Source organism: Flavobacterium lindanitolerans (assembly GCF_002846575.1).
In the GTDB taxonomy this organism is placed as follows: Bacteria; Bacteroidota; Bacteroidia; order Flavobacteriales; family Flavobacteriaceae; genus Flavobacterium; species Flavobacterium lindanitolerans.
On record NZ_PJND01000007.1, the window covers coordinates 1369175 to 1389913 of the forward strand.

The following is a 20739-nucleotide window of genomic DNA, read 5'->3' on the forward strand; positions in this document are numbered from 1 at the left end:
TGTTAGGCTTTTTTTATTGAAAAAAATGGATTAATCACCAATTAAGATTCCTGAAACATTCCAGGAACTAAAACCGCCGCCTTCATTAGGACCTTGAGGAATTTTTATCTGAATAGTATGTTTTCCTGCTTTTAGGTCGCCTAATTCGATTAGCATAGGGTTGGTTACTGTTCCGGGACACCAGTTGGAACGGCTATAGTCGGACGAAGATAATCCGTTGTTGAAATTGCCTGAAGCCGGATTAAAAAGACGATAAGAACCGCAATCCATTCGCCAGGGAATAAACCCGAATGCTTCTTTTCCATCCAAAAGAATTGTGTTTTTCTTTGGAACAAACTCATCTCCATTTTCCCATCCCCCATGTCCGGTTGTAATATAACGGAGTTTGGCATTTTTTACATCTTTTTCCAAAACGAAATCTACAACCAGTCCTTTTTCATTATTGAACATTGTTGCATATTCCTGGCCGGCCATCTCCATGATGTTGGTCGTGTTGAAAAGCGGCAATACAAAGCTGTCTTTAGGAGATTGTTTCTCTTCTCCATGAATTGTAATGTTAAGGCTTATCTTATGCCCGCCTTTATCATAATTTCCAATAAAAGTTCCTATATAAACTTCCTGATTGCTCAAGGCAGAATACAGTTCTGAAATATCCTGACGATAAGGTACACTTTCGTGCCAGGTCTTGTCTTTTAGCTGTATGTGTCCATACTGTTTGATGCCAAAAGGAGTAAAGAATCGCATTAATTCTAATAGTGGCGAAAACTCGCCTGTTTTTATTACGCCCTGATATTGTTTTCCATTTCCGTTCTCATAGACAGGAAGTGTCTTGGCTCCATTTTTCAGTCCTTCCATAAAAGAAAATTTTTCTTTGGAAGGGATGGCGAAAACGGTTCCAGTCCTGTCATACGCATCTCCGTTGGATTGTTCTTTCAGGTCAACAAATACCTGGCTGCCCGATTTGATTTCAGGAAACTTTATTTTTTTCAGAATAATCGTCCCGTTCGCAAATCGGAGAATACTGTCGTTTGATTTTGATGCATCGGAAAAATTAATGACTTCGTTTTCAAAAACCGGAATGGTAATAAATCGGCTTTTCCACAGTAGGTCGCGATAGGTTAAAGCGTCAATAGCTGAAAAGTTACTTTTTAATGTAAGTAAGCTGGTTGGTATCGATTTGATTTTTTCAATTTTTGTTGCAGTAATAATGTAATTGTTATTACGGTTCATTTCGAGTACCAAACCTAATTTCTGTCCTAAAATGCTTGGCGCACCTTTAATATTAAGATCATTCGTAAACCACAGCTCAATAGTATTTGAGTTGATAATCGTCTTTGCCTTTTTACATTTATATCCTAAAATAGTGCGGGTTTCATTTCCAATTTCAAAGGTTTGTTTTGCCAGAGACAAGCTGTCAACAGTAAAAATTTTTCTTGAGGCAGAAAGACGTGCAAGTTGAATGACATTAGAATTTTTGGAAATAAAAGTCTCTTCAAAAGGATATTCGGCTTTGCCGGTAATATTGTTTTCAGAAGTAATGATAGATTCATTGGCATCCGAAAATACCAAAACAGGATCCTGGCCTTCGATTGTTTTTCCGTTTGAAGTTCTGGAATAGGTTATTTTATAGGCCTTGTTGTTTTTTTGAGCCGTAGAAGCAATCGTAAAAAAAGCAAAAATGATTAAGAAGTAGTGTTTCATGGTTCATATAATAGTTAGTATCGCAAAGATAGATTTGTTTGTTAAATAATATTTGCTACATTAGTTAATCTTTTGAGTAATACACGCCTAATAATAATTTTAAGATCCATACAGATGAAAGAAGATTTTCTGCATTTTCTCTGGCAGTTCAAAAAGTTTGATCTTGCCCAATTATACACTACTCAGGGTGAAAAACTCACTATTATCAGTTCAGGGCTCTATCTTCAGAAAGCCGGGCCAGATTTTTTTAATGCCCAGATTGTTATAGGTGCCCAAAAATGGGCCGGAAATGTTGAAATACATCGCAAGTCATCAGACTGGTATTTGCATAACCATGAAACTGATCCTAATTATGATAATGTAATTCTTCATGTTGTTTGGGAACATGATATGGAGGTTTTCAGAAAAGACAATACGGAGCTAGCCGTTTTGGAACTGAGTAAATTTGTTTCTGGAAAAATGCTGGAGAATTACCAGACATTAATGATGGACAAGACCTGGATCTATTGTGAAAAACAAATTACTCTGGTTGATGGTTTTGTGCTGGACAATTGGAAAGAACGGCTGTTTTTTGAAAGGCTTGAAAAAAAATCACGATTGATATGGAATACATTTTCAGAGACCTTAAATGATTGGGAAGCTTTGTTGTTTTGCCTTTTGGCGAAAAATTTCGGATTAAACAGTAATGGAGAAACCTTTTTAAAGATGGCGCTTTCTATTCCTTTCCAAAAAATCAGAAAGGAAAGTTTTGAGGTTAAAAATTTGGAAGCCTTATTTTATGGGAGAGTCGGATTACTTTATAATGAAAATGAAGATGTTTATTTTCAGGATTTGAAAGGACGATGGGATTATTTAAGAAATAAGCATATTTTGAAAAGAATATATGTAGACCCCGTGCAGTTTTTTAGACTTCGCCCAAGTAATTTTCCAACGATCAGACTTTCACAATTGGCCAATCTGTATCATTCAAAACCAAATTTATTTTCGAAAATAATAGAAAGCAAGTCGCTTGCAGAGTTTTATAAAATATTTGATGTGTCTGCTTCGGACTATTGGAGTGACCATTATCAGTTTGACAAACAAAGCCGCAGAAAAGAAAAAAAGCTTACGAATGCTTTTATTGATTTATTATTGATTAATACTGTTGTGCCGCTAAAATTTGCTTACGCTGCTTATGTAGGTGATGATATTTCTGAGGAGATTGTACAATTGCTTTCTGAAATTCCGGCAGAGAAAAACATAATTATCGATAAGTTCCGCGATTTTGGGATTGTTGCGAACAATGCCTATGAAACGCAGGCCTTATTACAGCTCAAAAATGAATATTGTAACAAGAAACGCTGCTTGGAATGTGGAATCGGGCTCGAACTCATGAAAAACTGAAAATAGTAGTATTAAAAAAATGGAAAATGCTTACTTTTGAACTTTCCAATCATATGTCGTTTATAACAAACATCAGGCACTTTTTTGAAAAGCACGGCTTTGAAGTATCGTCCCGTTTGGCAGACAGGCTCGGGATGAGGGCTTCCAGTGTCCGATTGTTTTTTATCTATATTTCCTTTTTTACTGTAGGTCTCTGGTTTGGGGTTTATCTCACACTTGCCTTTCTGGTCAGGTTAAAAGACCTTGTCTATACAAAACGGAGTTCCGTTTTTGATTTGTAAATTCTTTATTTACACCATTTCTTTTTTCTACGCCAACCAATTTCTTATATATGCCAATAAACAAATCTTTCTTCAGGTTTGATTCCAAACAACGCATGGGTATTTTTGTACTACTCATGATTATACTGATAATACAGTTAACGGCTTATTTTATTGATGTGACAATTAAGGAAGACGTCTCTGTTGAAAAACAAGAGTGGCTTTCTCTTCAAGCAGAAATTGATTCCCTGAAAATTGCAAAGACAAGCAGTAAACCGGAAATGTATCCTTTTAACCCTAATTTCATTACAGATTATAAAGGCTATAAATTAGGGATGTCTACCATTGAAATAGACAGGCTTCTGGAATTCAGAAAGGCAAATAAATATGTAAATTCTGCACAAGAATTTCAGACAGTCACAAAAATTTCCGATTCATTGTTAAATGTCATTTCTCCGTATTTCAAATTTCCGGATTGGGTTAAAAATAAGAAGAATGATTTTTCACAAGAAAAACAGCCTGCGTTTAAGAAAGAGAAAATAGCACTTATCGATATCAATAAAGCGACCCAGGAAGACCTGATGAAAATATATGGAATCGGACCGGGTTTGTCTGAACGGATTTTGAAGCAAAAAGATTTGCTGGGAGGTTTTGTCAGCATGGAGCAGATGAGTGACATATGGGGATTATCGCCGGAAGTTATTGAAAAGCTAAATGTGCAATTTTATGTTGGATCACTGACGGAAATTAAAAAAATAAAAATAAATGATGCATCTGTAAAAGAACTGTCTCAATTCCCGTATTTTAGATATCCGGTTAGTAAGGAAATAGTCACTTACAGAAGCATGAATAATGGGGTTTTAACTATTGAGGATTTAACAAAAGTTAAAGGTTTTCCTGTTGAAAAAATAAAAATAATTGCTTTATATTTGGAATTCTAAAAAAATGATATAAAAATACCCTTAATTATATATATGAATTCAACATACTTTACCGAAGAACACGAATTATTTAGAAAGAGCCTACAAGATTTTTTACAAAAAGAAGTGGTCCCGCATATTGAAAAATGGGAAAAAACAGGAACAATAGAGCGTTTTATTTGGAAAAAATTTGGCGAAATGGGTTTCTTCGGAATCAATTATCCTGAAGCTTACGGAGGGATGAATTTGGATTTATTTTATACTGTGGTCTTTTTAGAGGAGCTTCAAAAAATTAAATCTTCTGGCTTTGCAGCAGCAATGTGGGCTCATGCTTATTTGGCAATGACACACTTAAATGCAGAAGGCGACGAGAGAATCAAACAGGATTATTTAGCTACGAGTATTTCAGGAGATAAAATAGGGGCATTGTGTATTACAGAGCCTTTTGGAGGAAGTGATGTTGCCGGAATGCGTACAACAGCAGTTAAGCAGGGTAATAAATATGTTATTAATGGCTCAAAAACTTTTATCACAAACGGTGTCTATGCAGATTATTATGTAGTAGCAGCCAAAACAAGTCCGGAATTGGGCAATAAGGGTATAAGTATGTTTTTGGTGGATTCGAATCTGAAAGGAATAGCCACTACAAAACTGGATAAATTAGGATGGAGAGCTTCAGATACTGCCGAAATTGCATTTGATAATGTTGAAATTCCCGAAGAGAATCTTATGGGAGAAGAAGGAAAAGGTTTTCCTTATATTATGCAGCATTTTGCACTCGAACGATTGATTATGGCAATAAATGCGCATGCGAGAGCTGAATATGCCATTGAATACACTATAGGATATATGTCGGAACGTGAGGCGTTTGGAAAAACGATAGACAAATTTCAGGCATTAAGACACACCATTGTTGAACATGCGACAGATGTGGAACACTGCAAAATATTTAACTATGCCACAGTTGCCAGGCTAAACCAAAAAGAATATGTGGTGAAAGAGGCCTCGATGGCTAAATTGAAATCTACTAAAGTGGCTGATGAAACAATCTATAGCTGTTTGCAAATGTTAGGAGGTTATGGATATATGGAAGAATATCCTCTGGCGCGTTTATTAAGAGATAGTCGTTTAGGTCCGATTGGTGGAGGAACCTCAGAAATTTTAAAAGAAATTTTATCGAAAATAATAATCGACAAGCAGAATTATAAACCGGCGGTAAAATAAATTTCCAATTTATAATTCTTAATTCATAATTATTTTATAAGTTTGCAGCCTTAATGAGAGGAGGTGTCATACTTATGTTAATTATACCAATTAAAGACGGAGAAAATATCGATAGAGCATTAAAGCGCTATAAGAGAAAATTTGATAAAACTGGAACAGTTCGTCAATTAAGAGCACGTCAGGCTTTCATAAAGCCGTCTGTTGTCAGAAGAGCTCAAATCCAAAAAGCTGGTTACATCCAAAGCCTTAGAGATCAATTAGAAAATTAATATTAATTTTCTTCAAGATAAAACCGTTAGTCATGAAAGTTTAATACCTTTGATGCTAACGGTTTTTTTATGCTTGACAATAAAGGATCATTTAAGGATTATCTTCAAAAAGAGAAAAAATATTCCCTTCATACGGTTACGGCCTACAGTAATGATTTGTCTGATTTTGAGGCTTTTTTAAAACAGGATTTTGATCAGGACAGTCTGGAGGATGTGAATTACAGTCAGATCCGAAGCTGGATTGTTTCCCTGGTCGATGCCGGTATCTCAAATACGTCGGTTAACAGGAAAATTTCTTCCCTGAAATCATTTTATAAATTCCTTTTGAAAATAAAGCGGATTCAGGTAAGTCCGTTGCTGAAACACAAGGCGTTAAAAACGCCAAAAAAACTACAAATCCCTTTCTCTGAAAAAGAATTAGATAATGTGTTGAATTATATTGTCTATCCGGAAGGTTTTGAAGGAATTCGCGACAAGCTTATTATAGATTTGTTTTATACGACAGGAATACGTCGGGCGGAACTGATTGGGCTTAAGGTAGCCAACGTAGATTTGTCGAAAGGTGTTCTGAAGGTTTTGGGGAAAAGAAATAAAGAGAGGATTCTTCCGATGTTACCCGTGATACAGGAGCAAATACGCTTGTATTTGTCTGAAAGGGCTGGTCTGGAAGAGATTAAAGACGGGGAGTTTTTCTTTCTTACGTTAAAAGGAGTTAAATTAAGCGATTCGCTTGTTTATCGACTAATAAATATGTACTTTAGTAATGTCTCGGAGAAAGTAAAAAAGAGTCCGCATGTCTTGCGACATACCTTTGCGACTCATATGCTGAATAACGGGGCAGATTTAAACTCAGTAAAAGAATTATTAGGACATTCCAGTTTGGCATCCACTCAAATATATACCCACAGCAGCTTGGCTGAGCTGAAAAAGGTTTACGGAGATGCGCATCCCCGGAATCAGAAATAATTCAAAAATGTTCAACCATGTAAAATTTTATTATTATGAAGGTAAACGTTCATGCAGTTAACTTTAATGTTGACGGAAAGCTTGTAGCATTCATTCAGGCCAGATTGGATAAGTTAGAAAAGTACTATGACAGAGTGGTTTCGTCAGATGTTTTTTTGAAGGTGGAAAAAACGAGTGATAAGGAAAATAAGATAGTGGAGATAAAAATCCATGTTCCCGGAGATGAGTTTATTGTCAAAAAACAATGTAAAACATTTGAGGAAGGAGTAGAACTTTCGTCTGAAGCTTTAGAGAGGTTGTTGGTGAAACGAAAAGAAAAGATAAGAACACATATATAATATAATTTTTTTTCAAAAATATTTTGATTAAGAAACAAAATGATATACATTTGCAGTCCGTTAGAAATAGCGGACTTTTTTTATTGAGTTTGCCGGTGTAGCTCAGCTGGCTAGAGCAGCTGATTTGTAATCAGCAGGTCGTGGGTTCGAGTCCCTCTATCGGCTCAGTTCTTTTATTAGATTGAAAACAAAATGGTTAGGGGAGATACTCAAGCGGCCAACGAGGACGGACTGTAAATCCGTTGGGAAACCTTCGCAGGTTCGAATCCTGCTCTCCCCACAAAAAAAATGATTTGTGGGTTAGGATTTAAGATTTGTGTCTTAAATCAAAAACCTTAAATCAGAAAATCCTAATCGGGATTCCCTGCCGGTGTAGCTCAGGGGTAGAGTGCTTCCTTGGTAAGGAAGAGGTCACGGGTTCAAATCCCGTCATTGGCTCAAGTAAGTAAGAATTTGAACACTAATATATAACTAAGATTAAAATTAAGTAAAATGGCAAAGGAGAATTTTAACCGTTCCAAACCGCACTTAAATATAGGTACAATTGGACACGTAGATCACGGAAAAACTACATTGACTGCTGCAATTACTAAAGTAATGGCAGAAGCTGGTTTTTCTAAAACAGCTGCAAAATCTTTCGATCAGATTGATAATGCTCCTGAAGAAAAAGAAAGAGGTATTACGATCAATACATCACACGTTGAGTACGAAACTGCTAACCGTCACTACGCACACGTTGACTGTCCAGGTCACGCGGATTACGTAAAGAACATGGTTACTGGTGCTGCTCAGATGGACGGTGCTATCTTGGTTGTAGCTGCTACTGACGGACCAATGCCGCAAACTCGTGAGCACATCCTTTTAGGTCGCCAGGTAGGTATTCCTAGAATCGTTGTATTCATGAACAAAGTGGATATGGTTGATGATGCTGAGTTGTTAGAGCTAGTTGAAATGGAAATCAGAGACTTGTTGTCTTTCTACGAATATGATGGAGATAATGGTCCAGTTATCCAAGGTTCTGCTTTGGGTGGATTGAACGGAGATGCTACATGGGTTCCTAAAATTATGGAATTGATGGAAGCTGTTGACAACTGGATTGAAGAGCCAGTTCGTGACGTTGCTAAGCCATTCTTGATGCCAGTTGAAGACGTATTTACAATTACAGGTCGTGGAACTGTTGCTACAGGTCGTATTGAAACTGGAGTTGCAAACACAGGAGATGCTGTTGAAATCATCGGTATGGGAGCTGACAAATTGACTTCTACAATTACTGGAGTTGAGATGTTCCGTAAAATCCTTGACAGAGGTGAAGCTGGAGATAACGTAGGTTTGTTGTTGAGAGGTATTGATAAAGCTGATATCAAAAGAGGTATGGTTATTATTAAGCCAGGATCAGTTAAGCCACACGCTAAATTTAAAGCTGAGGTTTATATCTTGAAAAAAGAAGAAGGTGGTCGTCACACGCCATTCCACAATAACTACCGTCCACAGTTCTACGTACGTACAACTGACGTAACAGGAGTTATTGCTTTACCAGCAGGTGTAGAGATGGTAATGCCAGGTGATAACTTGACTATCGAAGTTAGCTTGTTGAGCCCAATTGCAATGAACGTAGGTTTACGTTTCGCTATCCGTGAGGGTGGTAGAACAGTTGGTGCTGGTCAGGTAACTGAAATTTTAGACTAATTATCTATTAAATAAATAGCCAGCAGAGAGCCTCTGGGTTGCTCTGCTGGTTTTTAATAAACGGGCGTAGTTCAAGGGTAGAATAGCGGTCTCCAAAACCGTTGATGGGGGTTCGAATCCCTCCGCCCGTGCAAAAATAAATTACAATGACAAAAGTTGTTAATTACATAACCGAAGCTTTCGGTGAATTAAAAAATAATGTTACTTGGCCGGAATGGGCAGAAGTACAGCGCTTGACAATTGTAGTTGCTGTTTTCTCTGTAATATTCGCCTTGGCAACATGGGGAGTAGACGTTGTTTTCGCAAAAGCATTAGCTGGTTTCTTTAATTTGATAAAAGGTTAATTTTTTGAGATGGCGGATAATAATGTGAAAAAATGGTATGTGGTCAGAGCGGTAAGCGGACAGGAAAACAAAGTCAAAGCTTATATCGAAACTGAAATCAACAGATTGGGAATGGCTGATTATATTTCTCAGGTGCTTGTACCTACTGAAAAAGTAGTGCAGGTAAGAGATGGGAAAAAAATCAGCAAAGACAAAGTCTATTTTCCTGGTTATGTAATGATTGAGGCTAATCTTGTTGGCGAAATACCTCATATTATCAAGTCTATTACTAGTGTTATTGGTTTCTTAGGGGAAGTTAAAGGGGGTGACCCTGTGCCTTTAAGACAATCTGAGGTAAACAGGATGTTAGGAAAAGTAGATGAGTTGGCTGTTAAGACAGACAATCATGCTATTCCTTTTACTGTTGGAGAAACAATTAAGGTTGTTGATGGTCCTTTCAATGGTTTCAACGGAACTGTTGAGAAAATCAATGAAGAAAAGCGTAAGCTTGAGGTAATGGTGAAAATTTTCGGTAGAAAGACGCCATTAGAATTGAGTTTTATGCAAGTTGAAAAAGTATAATTTTTGTTACACATATAGTAAAAACCGCATCTATCGCTTCCAAGATGATGCGTTAAATTTTTTAAACAATGGCTAAAGAGATTAGTAAAGTAGTTAAACTACAAGTTAAGGGAGGTGCCGCGAATCCATCGCCACCGGTTGGACCTGCTCTGGGTGCTGCTGGGGTTAACATCATGGAGTTCTGTAAGCAATTTAATGCTAGAACACAAGATAAGCCTGGCAAAGTGTTACCAGTACAAATTACTGTTTACAAAGATAAGTCTTTCGACTTCGTTGTAAAAACACCACCTGCTGCTATTCAACTATTAGAGGCTGCAAAATTGAAGTCTGGTTCTGGAGAGCCTAATCGTAAAAAAGTAGCGAAAGTTACTATGGATCAGATTAGAGCTATCGCTGAGGACAAGATGGCTGATTTGAACGCGTTCACAATTGAGTCTGCTATGAGCATGATTGCTGGAACAGCTAGATCTATGGGTATAACTGTAACGGGAGACGCTCCTTCTAATTAAGAAAAGACATGGCAAAATTGACAAAAAAACAAAAAGAAGCTGCATCAAAAATTGAGAAAAACAAGCTGTATTCTTTGAAAGATGCTTCTGCATTAATCAAGACAGTTGCTTCTGCAAAATTTGATGAGTCTGTTGATATCGCTGTTAAATTGGGTGTAGATCCAAGAAAAGCAAATCAAATGGTTAGAGGTGTAGTAACATTGCCTCACGGAACTGGAAAAGATGTTAGAGTTTTGGCATTGGTTACTCCAGATAAAGAAGCTGAAGCTAAAGCTGCTGGTGCAGACCACGTAGGTTTAGACGACTATTTGCAAAAAATCAAAGATGGTTGGACAGATGTTGATGTAATCATCACTATGCCGGCTGTAATGGGTAAACTGGGACCATTAGGAAGAATCTTAGGGCCAAGAGGTCTTATGCCAAACCCTAAGACAGGAACAGTTACTATGGATGTTGCAAAAGCAGTTCAGGAAGTAAAATCAGGTAAAATCGACTTTAAAGTTGACAAGACTGGTATCGTTCATGCAGGAATCGGAAGAGTTTCTTTCGGTGCTGAGCAAATCTCAGAAAATGCGCATGAAATTATTCAAACATTAATCAAAATGAAACCAACTGCAGCGAAAGGTACTTACATTAAGAGTATCCACATCTCAGCAACAATGAGTCCTGCTATTGCTTTAGATCCTAAAGCGGTATAATTGGTAGTTAAAAATTTTTAGTATGACTAGAGAAGAAAAATCAATCGCGATTGGAGATTTAACTGCACAGTTAGCTGGTACAAATATTGTTTATGTAGCAGATATTTCTGGACTAAATGCAGAAACTACTTCAAGTTTAAGAAGAGCTTGCTTCAAAGCGGGTATCAAACTGGAAGTTGTTAAGAACACATTGCTTGAAAAAGCTATGGAAGCTTCTGAAAACAACTACGGTGAACTACCAGGAGTTTTGAAAGGAAACACTTCTATATTCATTGCAGACGTAGCTAATGCTCCTGCAAAAATCATTAAAGAATTCCGTAAAAAATCTGATAAGCCAGTTTTTAAAGGGGCATTCATCAACAATGAAATTTACATTGGAGATAACCTTTTAGATTCTCTTGCTTCACTTAAATCTAAGGAAGAAGTTATCGGAGAAATCATCGGATTACTTCAGTCTCCGGCTCAAAGAGTTATTTCTGCTCTTAAGAACCAATTCGCTAGCGAAGAAGGAGCTGAGTCTTAATCAGTACGCACAAATAAATTATATTTAAAAAATCATTTAAACGATAGAAAAAATGGCAGATTTGAAACAATTCGCAGAACAATTAGTTAACTTGACTGTAAAAGAAGTTAACGATTTAGCAACAATATTAAAAGAAGAGTACGGTATCGAACCAGCTGCAGCTGCTGTTGTAGTTTCTGGTGGTGGTGATGCTGGTGCAGCTGCTGAAGAGCAAACAGAATTCACTGTAGTATTGAAAGATGCTGGTGCTTCTAAATTAGCTGTTGTTAAAGCTGTAAAAGAACTTACAGGTTTAGGTCTTAAAGAAGCTAAAGACTTAGTTGACGCTGCTCCTGCAAACGTTAAAGAAGGTGTTTCTAAAGACGAGGCTGAAGGTCTTAAAAAATCTTTAGAAGAAGCTGGAGCTGTAGTTGAGCTTAAATAAGCTTACTAAGTTACAATAACTAGGTTTAGGCCTTGGACAGAGACGTCCAATGGCCTAAACCATTTTTCGTATAATAAAATTATATCAAGTTTTATTATAATAATAGTTTAAAATACGAAAAAGTTTTTGATCAATACGAAGACAAAAAATCAAACCGGATTACCCTGTTTTATTTTTCAAGATGTATTGATTACAAAAAGAAAAGTATAATTAAACAGTGTTTTACACAAAAAACTACTTTTTTTTAATCAAAATTTTGTCCATTGATGATAACAAATCAGACTGAAAGATTGAATTTTGCCTCGACAAAAAATATTCCTCAGTATCCGGATTTCCTGGATATTCAGGTAAAATCTTTTAAGGATTTTTTCCAACTGGAAACTAAATCTGACGAAAGAGGCAACGAAGGGCTTTACAATACCTTCATGGAGAACTTTCCAATCACAGATACAAGAAATCAATTTGTATTGGAATTCCTAGATTACTTTGTTGATCCACCACGTTATACCATTCAAGAATGTATAGAAAGAGGACTTACTTATAGCGTTCCTTTAAAAGCCAGGCTAAAGCTATATTGTACAGATCCAGAGCACGAAGATTTTGAAACTATTGTACAGGATGTATATCTTGGAACAATTCCTTATATGACGCCAAGTGGTACATTTGTTATCAATGGTGCTGAACGTGTTGTTGTTTCCCAATTACACAGATCACCAGGTGTTTTCTTTGGACAATCGTTTCACGCAAATGGAACCAAATTATATTCTGCCAGAGTAATTCCTTTTAAAGGTTCCTGGATAGAATTTGCTACCGATATCAACAGCGTAATGTATGCTTATATCGATAGAAAGAAAAAATTACCAGTTACAACTCTGTTCAGAGCGATTGGTTTCGAAAGAGATAAAGACATTCTTGAAATTTTTGACCTTGCAGAAGAAATCAAGGTATCAAAAACAGGACTTAAAAAATACATTGGCCGAAGATTGGCTGCACGTGTTTTGAATACGTGGCATGAAGATTTCGTAGATGAGGATACAGGAGAAGTTGTATCTATTGAGCGTAACGAAATCATCCTTGATCGTGATACAGTTATCGATAAAGATAATGTTGAAGAAATCATTGATGCCAACGTAAAAACAATCTTATTGCATAAGGAAGATGCAAATCAGGGAGATTATGCTATCATCCACAACACTTTGCAAAAAGACCCTACAAACTCTGAAAAAGAAGCTGTTGAGCACATCTACCGTCAGTTGCGTAATGCAGAACCGCCTGATGAAGAAACAGCTCGTGGCATTATTGATAAATTGTTCTTCTCAGACCAACGTTACAACTTAGGTGAAGTAGGTCGTTACAGAATGAACAAAAAATTAGATCTTGATATCCCTATGGACAAACAGGTTTTGACCAAAGAAGATATCATCACTATCGTTAAATACCTGATCGAGTTGATCAACTCTAAAGCAGAGATTGATGATATCGATCACTTGTCAAACCGTCGTGTTAGAACTGTAGGCGAGCAGCTTTCAGCTCAATTCGGTGTTGGTTTGGCTCGTATGGCCAGAACCATTCGTGAGAGAATGAACGTTAGAGATAACGAGGTGTTTACACCAATTGACTTGATCAATGCCAAAACATTATCATCAGTTATCAACTCTTTCTTTGGAACAAACCAGTTATCTCAGTTCATGGACCAAACAAACCCATTGGCAGAGATTACACACAAAAGAAGATTGTCTGCCCTTGGACCTGGTGGTCTTTCGAGAGAAAGAGCAGGTTTCGAGGTTCGTGACGTTCACTATACGCACTACGGACGTTTATGTCCGATTGAAACACCGGAAGGACCAAACATCGGTTTGATTTCTTCTCTTGGGGTTTACGCAAAAGTAAACGGAATGGGATTCATCGAAACTCCTTACCGTAAGGTGACTGATGGAAAAGTAGATTTGGTTTCTGAACCGGTTTATTTGAGTGCTGAGGAAGAAGAAGGTAAGATGATTGCTCAGGCCAACATTGAAATGAATGATGATGGACAGATTACTGCCGATAAGGTAATTGCGCGTGAAGAAGGTGATTTCCCGGTTGTAGAACCAAATGTTGTTCACTATACAGACGTTGCGCCTAACCAGATTGCTTCGATTTCTGCATCTTTGATTCCTTTCCTGGAGCATGATGATGCGAACCGTGCGTTGATGGGATCAAACATGATGCGTCAGGCGGTTCCTTTATTAAGACCGGAAGCTCCAATCGTGGGTACAGGTCTTGAAAGACAGGTAGCGTCTGATTCCAGAGTTTTGATTAATGCAGAAGGTGACGGAACAGTAGAATATGTTGATGCTAATATCATCACTATTAAATATGACAGAACTGATGAAGAAAGAATGGTAAGTTTTGACCCGGATGAAAAAACTTATAATTTGATCAAATTCAGAAAAACCAACCAGAGTACTTCAATCAACCTGAAGCCTATCGTAAGAAAAGGGGACAGAGTTGTTAAAGGACAGGTGCTTTCAGAAGGTTATGCAACTCAAAATGGTGAACTTGCTTTAGGTAGAAACCTTAAAGTAGCGTTCATGCCTTGGAAAGGGTACAACTTCGAGGATGCAATCGTAATCTCTGAAAAAGTGGTTCGTGATGACATTTTCACCTCTATCCATATCGATGATTATTCATTGGAGGTTAGAGATACTAAACTGGGTAACGAAGAATTAACGAACGATATTCCAAACGTTTCTGAAGAAGCTACCAAAGATTTAGATGAAAATGGTATGATCAGAATTGGAGCCGAAGTAAAACCTGGCGACATCCTGATTGGAAAAATCACTCCAAAAGGAGAATCAGACCCAACACCGGAAGAAAAACTTTTAAGAGCAATCTTTGGTGATAAGGCTGGTGATGTAAAAGATGCTTCATTGAAAGCTTCTCCTTCATTACACGGTGTGGTTCTTGATAAAAAATTATTCGCGAGAGCGGTAAAAGATAAACGTAAGAGAGGTAAAGACAAAGATGATTTGGCTGCTCTTGAAATGGAATTTGAAACCAAATTTGTTGAATTAAAAGACAAGCTTGTTGACAAACTTTTCAATATCGTAAACGGAAAAACTTCGCAAGGAGTTATGAATGATTTGGGTGAAGAAGTATTGCCAAAAGGTAAGAAATACACTCAAAAAATGTTAAATGCTGTTGAAGATTTCGCACACTTAAGCAAAGGACAGTGGGTTGCTGATGACGAAACCAATAAAATGGTTAACGACTTGATCCACAACTATAAGATTAAGCTAAACGATCTTCAGGGAGCATTGCGTAGAGAGAAATTCACGATTACTGTTGGAGATGAGTTACCAGCCGGAATCTTGAAATTGGCAAAAGTGTACATTGCTAAAAAACGTAAGCTGAAAGTAGGGGATAAGATGGCAGGACGTCACGGTAACAAAGGTATTGTTGCCAGAATCGTTCGTCACGAAGATATGCCTTTCCTGGAAGACGGAACACCAGTTGATATCGTATTGAACCCACTTGGGGTACCTTCACGTATGAACATCGGTCAGATTTATGAAACAGTACTGGGATGGGCCGGACAAAAATTGGGTAGAAAATTCGCTACGCCAATCTTCGACGGTGCTTCTTTGGATGAAATCAATAAATTGACTGACGAAGCCGGAATCCCAAGATTCGGACATACTTACCTTTATGATGGAGGAACAGGTGAGCGTTTCCACCAGCCAGCAACTGTCGGAGTTATCTATATGCTGAAACTTGGACACATGGTTGATGACAAGATGCACGCACGTTCTATCGGACCATACTCGTTGATCACTCAGCAGCCTCTTGGAGGTAAAGCACAATTCGGAGGTCAGCGTTTTGGAGAGATGGAGGTTTGGGCTCTTGAAGCTTACGGTGCATCAAGCACGCTTAGAGAAATTTTGACTGTTAAATCGGATGACGTTATTGGTAGAGCTAAAACTTACGAAGCTATCGTTAAGGGTGAAACTATGCCAGAACCAGGATTGCCAGAATCGTTCAACGTATTGATGCACGAATTGAAAGGTCTTGGATTAGACATCAGATTAGAGGAATAGTTTTTAGTTCCGGAGTTTAGGATATCCATCCTAAACTCTGGGCTTTAAGCAAATAAAAGGTTTTCAATATCACAATATCAATAGTAAAGACTATGATGAACAGAAATAAAGATAAAAACCAAATTAAAAGGTTTGACAAAATTTCGATAGGATTAGCTTCTCCAGAATCTATCTTGGCTGAGTCAAGAGGTGAGGTTTTGAAGCCGGAAACTATCAACTATAGAACCCACAAACCAGAGCGTGACGGTCTTTTCTGCGAACGAATTTTCGGTCCTGTAAAAGATTTCGAATGTGCTTGTGGTAAATATAAAAGAATCCGCTACAAAGGTATCGTTTGTGACCGTTGTGGTGTGGAAGTTACTGAAAAGAAAGTACGTAGAGATAGAGTAGGTCACATCAATTTGGTAGTGCCAATTGCTCACATCTGGTATTTCCGTTCACTTCCAAACAAAATTGGTTATATCCTTGGACTTCCGTCTAAAAAACTGGATATGATCATTTACTACGAAAGATATGTAGTAATCCAGCCAGGTATCGCTAAAGGTCCTGATGGAGATTCATTACATAGATTGGACTTCCTGACAGAAGAAGAGTATCTGAATATTTTGGATACGCTTCCAATGGAAAACCAATATTTGGATGACAACGATCCAAACAAATTCATCGCCAAAATGGGTGCTGAATGTATCATGGACTTGTTGGCAAGAATTGATTTGGATGAATTGTCATACGAATTAAGACACTCTGCAAACAACGAAACCTCTAAGCAACGTAAGACTGAAGCTTTAAAGAGACTTCAGGTTGTTGAATCATTCCGTGAGTCTAACGAAAACCGTGAGAACCGTCCGGAATGGATGATTATGAAAGTAGTTCCGGTTATCCCGCCAGAATTGCGTCCGTTGGTGCCGCTTGATGGTGGTCGTTTCGCAACGTCAGATTTGAACGATTTGTACAGAAGAGTAATCATCCGTAACAATCGTTTGAAGCGTTTGATGGAGATTAAAGCGCCGGAAGTAATCCTTCGTAACGAAAAACGTATGTTGCAGGAATCTGTTGACTCGTTATTCGATAATACAAGAAAAGCTTCTGCTGTAAAAACAGAATCTAACAGACCGTTAAAATCACTTTCTGATTCCTTGAAAGGTAAGCAGGGACGTTTCCGTCAAAACCTTTTGGGTAAACGTGTGGATTATTCTGCCCGTTCGGTAATTGTCGTTGGACCTGAATTGAAATTATTCGAATGCGGTCTTCCAAAAGATATGGCAGCTGAACTTTACAAACCTTTCGTAATCCGTAAGCTGATTGAAAGAGGAATTGTAAAAACAGTAAAATCTGCCAAGAAGATTATTGATAAAAAAGAACCGGTAGTATGGGATATCCTTGAAAATGTAATTAAAGGACACCCTGTATTACTGAACCGTGCTCCTACATTGCACAGATTGGGTATCCAGGCGTTCCAGCCAAAACTAATCGAAGGAAAAGCAATTCAGCTTCACCCATTGGTTTGTACGGCATTTAACGCGGATTTCGATGGTGACCAGATGGCGGTTCACTTGCCACTTGGGCCAGAGGCTATCCTGGAAGCTCAATTGTTGATGTTGGCTTCTCACAATATCTTGAACCCTGCTAACGGTGCTCCAATTACGGTACCTTCTCAGGATATGGTTTTGGGTCTGTACTACATGACCAAAGAGCGTTTGTCTACTCCGGATCACAAAATTTTGGGTGAAGGATTGACATTCTACTCTGCTGAAGAAGTAAACATTGCCTTGAATGAAGGAAGATTGGAATTAAACGCCCGAGTGAAAATCAGAGCTAAAGATTTCAATGAAAATGGAGAATTGGTTTATAAAATCATCCAGACTACTGCAGGACGTGTACTTTTCAACGAAGTGGTTCCTGAAGCAGCCGGATATATCAACCAGGTATTGACCAAAAAATCGTTAAGAGATATTATTGGTGGAATTTTAAGCGTAACAGATGTACCTACAACTGCTGCCTTCCTTGATAATATGAAAGATATGGGTTACAGATTCGCCTTCCGCGGAGGTCTGTCATTCAGCTTGGGAGATATCAAAATTCCAGATCAAAAACAATCATTAATTGATGATGCCAACGAACAGGTAGAAGGTATCTCAATGAACTATAACATGGGTCTTATCACCAATAACGAACGTTACAACCAGGTTATTGACGTGTGGACTTCAACCAATGCTTTGCTTACAGAATTAGCAATGAAAAACATTAGAGAAGATCAGCAAGGATTCAACTCTGTGTATATGATGCTTGACTCTGGGGCAAGGGGTTCTAAAGAGCAGATTCGTCAGTTGACCGGTATGCGTGGATTGATGGCTAAGCCTAAAAAATCGACTGCCGGTGGTGGTGAAATTATCGAGAACCCGATTTTGTCTAACTTTAAAGAAGGTCTTTCCATCCTTGAGTACTTTATCTCTACTCACGGTGCTCGTAAAGGTCTTGCGGATACCGCTTTGAAAACGGCGGATGCGGGTTACTTGACAAGAAGATTACACGACGTTTCTCAGGACGTTATCGTAAACACAGAAGATTGCGGTACGTTGAGAGGTGTTGAAGTAGGAGCATTGAAAAAGAACGAAGAGATTGTTGAGACTCTTGGAGAAAGAATCTTAGGACGTGTAGCTTTACAAGATGTAATCAACCCGCTTACCAGCGAAGTTTTGGTTGCAGCTGGTGAACAAATTACAGAAGCTGTTGTTAAATTGATTGACGAATCACCAATTGAAAAAGTGGAAGTTCGTTCGCCATTAACATGTGAAGCAGACAAAGGAATTTGTGCTAAATGTTACGGAAGAAACTTGGCAACCGGAAAAATGACCCAAAAGGGTGAGGCTGTTGGTGTAATTGCAGCACAGTCAATTGGTGAGCCAGGTACACAGTTAACGCTTCGTACATTCCACGTTGGAGGGGTTGCTGGAGGTCTTTCTGAAGAATCAAGCATCACTACAAAATTCAGCGGTCGTCTTGAAATTGAAGATCTTAAAACTGTTAAAGGAGAAGATCTTGAAGGAAATACTACTGATATTGTGATTTCTCGTTCAACAGAATTAAAATTGATAGATGTTAAGACAGGTATTGTTCTTAATACACATAACATTCCTTACGGTTCAAGCATCTTTGTTAAAGATGGTGACGTTGTTGAAAAAGGAACGACTATCTGTAAATGGGATCCGTATAACGGTGTTATCATCTCTGAATTCACAGGTAAAGTAGCCTATGAAGATTTAGAGCAAGGACAGTCATACCAGGTTGAAATCGACGAGCAGACAGGTTTCCAGGAGAAAGTAATTTCTGAAGGAAGAAATAAGAAATTGATTCCTACTTTATTAATTTACGGTAAAGACGGCGAATTGATCCGTTCTTACAACTTACCGGTGGGTGCCCACCTGATGGTTGAAAACGGTGAGAAGATTAAAGCAGGTAAAGTTTTAGTAAAAATACCACGTCGTTCTTCAAAAGCAGGAGATATCACAGGAGGTCTTCCAAGAATTACCGAGTTGTTAGAAGCTCGTAATCCTTCGAACCCGGCTGTTGTTTCTGAAATTGATGGTGTTGTTTCATTTGGTAAGATCAAGAGAGGTAACCGTGAAATCGTAATCGAGTCTAAATTTGGTGAAATCAAGAAATATCTTGTAAAACTTTCCAGCCAGATTCTTGTACAGGAAAACGACTTCGTAAAAGCAGGTATGCCATTGTCTGACGGAGCAATTACTCCTGACGATATCTTGAGAATTCAGGGGCCATCAGCAGTACAGCAATATCTTGTAAATGAAATTCAGGAAGTTTACCGTCTGCAAGGGGTAAAAATCAACGACAAGCACTTTGAAGTTGTAATCCGCCAGATGATGCGTAAAGTTCAGGTTCAGGATCCGGGAGATACGTTGTTCCTTGAAGATCAGCTAATCCATACTAAAGACTTTATCTATGAAAACGATAAGTTGTATGGTATGAAAGTAGTAGAAGATGCTGGTGATTCTGAAAACCTTAAACCGGGACAGATTGTTTCTCCTCGCCAATTGCGTGACGAAAATTCACTATTGAAGCGTACGGATAAAAATCAGGTTGTTGCAAGAGACGTTATCACGGCTACAGCAACTCCGGTATTACAAGGTATCACCAGAGCTTCGTTGCAGACTAAATCATTCATCTCTGCGGCATCGTTCCAGGAAACTACTAAAGTATTGAACGAAGCTGCTGTTGCTGGAAAAGTAGACATGCTTGAAGGACTTAAAGAAAATGTTATCGTTGGTCACAGAATCCCTGCTGGTACAGGTATGAGAGATTACGATAACGTAATTGTAGGTTCTAAAGAAGAATACAATGAGCTAATGGCTGCAAAAGAAGAATATAATTATTAAGATATGAGCGATTCAAAACAACCACAAGGTCAGATTAATATTGAATTGGATGAAAAAACTGCCGAAGGAATTTATTCCAATCTGGCTATTATTAACCATTCAGCTTCAGAATTTGTATTGGATTTCGTAAGCATTATGCCGGGAATTCCAAAGGCAAAAGTGAAATCTAGAATCGTTTTGACACCGCAGCATGCCAAAAGATTATTAAAGGCTATAGGAGAGAATATCCACCGTTATGAAAGCGCTCACGGCGAAATAAAAGACACGGAACAACCTCCAATTCCTTTGAATTTTGGTCCTGCCGGACAAGCATAAACAAAAAGCCTCCTGAATTTTCAGGAGGCTTTTTTATTTTGTACTACAACGCTACTTCAACGTTTTTTATTGAACTTTATCGGGTTTATTTTTTTTTCGGTAACAGTTTCTCTAAGTTTATCTGTGAATTAAAATTTCATTACAA

18 protein-coding genes and 4 tRNA genes are annotated in these 20739 nt (G+C 38.0%); 21 read left to right on the plus strand and 1 reads right to left on the minus strand.

Translation table 11 applies throughout. The features are described from left to right. Positions 1-30: 30 nt before the first annotated feature. Complete coding sequence (locus B0G92_RS06000; RefSeq protein WP_101471437.1) at positions 31-1701, minus strand: GLPGLI family protein; 1671 nt, start codon at positions 1699-1701, stop codon at positions 31-33. Between the two features lie 114 nt (positions 1702-1815). Between B0G92_RS06000 and B0G92_RS06005 the strand changes: the two genes are divergently transcribed. The 21 genes from B0G92_RS06005 (at position 1816) to B0G92_RS06105 (ending at position 20594) form a co-directional block, all read left to right on the plus strand. Continuing rightward, positions 1816-3084 carry a DUF2851 family protein gene (locus B0G92_RS06005; protein WP_101471438.1) on the plus strand — a complete coding sequence of 423 codons (1269 nt, stop codon included), beginning with the start codon at positions 1816-1818 and terminating at the stop codon, positions 3082-3084. A 53-nt stretch (positions 3085-3137) separates the two neighbouring features. Further along, positions 3138-3365, plus strand: coding sequence for a hypothetical protein (locus B0G92_RS06010; protein WP_056071361.1), 228 nt, complete (start codon positions 3138-3140; stop codon positions 3363-3365). Positions 3366-3415: 50 nt separating this feature from the next. Next, entirely contained in the window at positions 3416-4285 is an 870-nt protein-coding gene (locus B0G92_RS06015) for a ComEA family DNA-binding protein (protein ID WP_101471439.1), read from the plus strand. Between the two features lie 33 nt (positions 4286-4318). Further along, positions 4319-5488, plus strand: coding sequence for an acyl-CoA dehydrogenase family protein (locus B0G92_RS06020; RefSeq protein ID WP_056069287.1), 1170 nt, complete (start codon positions 4319-4321; stop codon positions 5486-5488). Positions 5489-5562: 74 nt separating this feature from the next. Beyond that, entirely contained in the window at positions 5563-5757 is a 195-nt protein-coding gene (gene rpsU, locus B0G92_RS06025) for a 30S ribosomal protein S21 (RefSeq protein WP_056071364.1), read from the plus strand. A 69-nt stretch (positions 5758-5826) separates the two neighbouring features. After that, a complete protein-coding gene (locus tag B0G92_RS06030; protein ID WP_101471440.1) occupies positions 5827-6723 on the plus strand; it encodes a tyrosine-type recombinase/integrase in 897 nt (298 codons plus the stop codon). Between the two features lie 35 nt (positions 6724-6758). Then, a complete protein-coding gene (hpf, locus tag B0G92_RS06035) occupies positions 6759-7061 on the plus strand; it encodes a ribosome hibernation-promoting factor, HPF/YfiA family (protein ID WP_056069292.1) in 303 nt (100 codons plus the stop codon). Positions 7062-7152: 91 nt separating this feature from the next. Next, positions 7153-7226: transfer RNA gene (locus tag B0G92_RS06040), tRNA-Thr, on the plus strand. A 34-nt stretch (positions 7227-7260) separates the two neighbouring features. Continuing rightward, positions 7261-7341: transfer RNA gene (locus B0G92_RS06045), tRNA-Tyr, on the plus strand. Between the two features lie 86 nt (positions 7342-7427). Beyond that, positions 7428-7499, plus strand: a tRNA-Thr gene (locus B0G92_RS06050). Positions 7500-7553: 54 nt separating this feature from the next. Beyond that, positions 7554-8747, plus strand: a complete 1194-nt coding sequence (gene tuf, locus B0G92_RS06055) for an elongation factor Tu (RefSeq protein WP_056069295.1) — start codon at positions 7554-7556, stop codon at positions 8745-8747. 60 nt (positions 8748-8807) lie between these two features. Further along, a tRNA-Trp gene (locus B0G92_RS06060) sits at positions 8808-8878 on the plus strand. Positions 8879-8893: 15 nt separating this feature from the next. After that, positions 8894-9091, plus strand: coding sequence for a preprotein translocase subunit SecE (gene secE / locus B0G92_RS06065; RefSeq protein WP_056069298.1), 198 nt, complete (start codon positions 8894-8896; stop codon positions 9089-9091). Between the two features lie 9 nt (positions 9092-9100). Beyond that, complete coding sequence (gene nusG, locus B0G92_RS06070) at positions 9101-9652, plus strand: transcription termination/antitermination protein NusG (protein ID WP_056069301.1); 552 nt, start codon at positions 9101-9103, stop codon at positions 9650-9652. A gap of 68 nt (positions 9653-9720) precedes the next feature. Further along, on the plus strand, positions 9721-10161 hold the full coding sequence (rplK, locus tag B0G92_RS06075; protein ID WP_056069304.1) for a 50S ribosomal protein L11: 441 nt from the start codon (positions 9721-9723) through the stop codon (positions 10159-10161). Positions 10162-10169: 8 nt separating this feature from the next. Then, entirely contained in the window at positions 10170-10859 is a 690-nt protein-coding gene (gene rplA / locus B0G92_RS06080) for a 50S ribosomal protein L1 (protein WP_056069306.1), read from the plus strand. A gap of 22 nt (positions 10860-10881) precedes the next feature. Next, the gene (rplJ, locus tag B0G92_RS06085; RefSeq protein WP_056069310.1) at positions 10882-11382 is read left to right on the plus strand and encodes a 50S ribosomal protein L10; all 501 of its coding nucleotides are present in this window, start codon (positions 10882-10884) and stop codon (positions 11380-11382) included. Positions 11383-11434: 52 nt separating this feature from the next. Beyond that, on the plus strand, positions 11435-11806 hold the full coding sequence (rplL, locus tag B0G92_RS06090; RefSeq protein WP_056069312.1) for a 50S ribosomal protein L7/L12: 372 nt from the start codon (positions 11435-11437) through the stop codon (positions 11804-11806). 266 nt (positions 11807-12072) lie between these two features. After that, positions 12073-15885 carry a DNA-directed RNA polymerase subunit beta gene (gene rpoB / locus B0G92_RS06095; RefSeq protein ID WP_056069315.1) on the plus strand — a complete coding sequence of 1271 codons (3813 nt, stop codon included), beginning with the start codon at positions 12073-12075 and terminating at the stop codon, positions 15883-15885. 92 nt (positions 15886-15977) lie between these two features. Then, complete coding sequence (gene rpoC, locus B0G92_RS06100) at positions 15978-20279, plus strand: DNA-directed RNA polymerase subunit beta' (protein ID WP_056069319.1); 4302 nt, start codon at positions 15978-15980, stop codon at positions 20277-20279. Positions 20280-20282: 3 nt separating this feature from the next. Continuing rightward, positions 20283-20594 (plus strand): DUF3467 domain-containing protein, encoded by a 312-nt coding sequence (locus tag B0G92_RS06105; protein WP_056069326.1) that lies wholly within the window; start codon positions 20283-20285, stop codon positions 20592-20594. Positions 20595-20739: the final 145 nt, after the last annotated feature.